A 988-nucleotide genomic window follows, 5' to 3' on the forward strand; every position below is an offset into this window, starting at 1 on the left:
TTGGCATTCCGGCAATCAACTGGATGGCCGGCGACATGAGCGCCCTGATGGTAATCGTGCTCCTGCGCGTATGGCAGTTCGGTTCCGCCATGGTTATCTTCCTGGCAGCCTTAAAGGGCGTGTCTGAGGATCTTTATGAGGCGGCTTCCATCGACGGCGCGGGCAAGTGGACCCAGTTTTTTAAGATCACGGTTCCCCTGATTACCCCCGTTATCTTCTACAACCTGGTTACCCAGTTATGCCAGGCATTCCAGGAGTTCAACGGACCGTTCCTGGTAACAAAGGGCGGGCCAAACGGAGCCACCACACTGATCTCCATGCTGATCTACAACAACGCATTCCTGCGCCACAAGATGGGTATGGCAAGCGCCCAGGCGTGGATTCTGTTCCTGATCACCATGACGATGACAGTTATTGCATTCGTAAGCCAGAAGAAGTGGGTTTACTATTCTGACGAGGATGGGAGGTAGAATCAGATGACAAGAGAAACCAAAAGAAAAATCAGCACAGTGATCCGCTACACCCTTCTGATCCTGGTAGGAATCATTATGGTATATCCCCTGATCTGGATGGTAGGCGCTACCTTTAAGACCAATTCCGAGATTTTCACCAGCGCATGGTTCATCCCGAAGAATCCGGTATTTGACGGCTATGACAACGCATTTAAGAGCTACGGCGGAAAGATCGACCTTGTAAAGTCCCTGATCAATACCTACAAGATCGTGATCCCGAAGGTAATTTTTACCGTAGTGTCCGCAACCATTACGGCATACGGCTTTGGACGGTTTAACTTTAAGGGAAAGGGCGTTCTCTTCGCACTCCTTATGTCCACACTGTTCCTGCCCCAGGTGGTATTAAACGCGCCGCAGTACATTATGTTCAATAACTGGAAATGGGTAAATACCTACCTTCCGCTGGTGATCCCATCCTTATTTGCGGCGGATACCTATTTTGTATTCATGCTGATCCAGTTCTTAAGAGGCGTTCC

The 988-nt window shown here is 49.7% G+C and carries 2 protein-coding genes; both read left to right on the forward strand.

The window, feature by feature from the left end:
* The coding region (locus tag HW447_RS17795) for a carbohydrate ABC transporter permease (RefSeq protein WP_176256357.1) at positions 1-470 on the forward strand (470 nt) is incomplete at its 5' end.
* A 6-nt stretch (positions 471-476) separates the two neighbouring features.
* The coding region (locus HW447_RS17800; protein ID WP_176256358.1) for a carbohydrate ABC transporter permease at positions 477-988 on the forward strand (512 nt) is incomplete at its 3' end.

The organism is Enterocloster alcoholdehydrogenati, from assembly GCF_013282095.1.
Classification (GTDB): Bacteria; Bacillota; Clostridia; order Lachnospirales; family Lachnospiraceae; genus Enterocloster; species Enterocloster alcoholdehydrogenati.